Here is a 420-nt window from a genome sequence, read left to right on the forward strand (position 1 = left end):
GCGCACGTCTGATCCGCCTTGCCATCGACAACGATGACATCGCCGGGTCTGGCCATCGCAATTGCGGCATGAATCATGAGGTTGTCTCCGGGGCGAACCTCGACGGTCAGCGCCGTCCCGCACAAGCGGGATCGAGGATCCAGCGGCGCCACGCGGCCGTGCATGCCGCCGCGGCGGCCATTGACATCCGCCAGCAGCGAGGAGGCGAATTGCGAAGCACGTGCTACGAGGTCCGGTGATACACGCGCGATATCGGTCACGATGGCGCGGAAGTCCTGGCTGTCTTTCATCGGGATTCTCAGTTTGCGGTAACGTTGGCGGCCTTGATCACGCCCGCCCACTTCTGTCTGTCGGCCTTCAGGAATTCTCGGAACTTCTCCGACGAGTTACCCACGACCTCCATGCCATCCTGTTGCAGTC

At 62.4% G+C, this 420-nt stretch carries 1 protein-coding gene; it reads right to left on the reverse strand.

The window, feature by feature from the left end:
- On the reverse strand, positions 1-290 hold a 290-nt coding region (locus tag AC1DDH_RS20680; protein ID WP_476956246.1), incomplete at its 3' end, for an RraA family protein.
- Positions 291-420: the final 130 nt, after the last annotated feature.

The organism is Arthrobacter sp. 10T425, from assembly GCF_056393985.1.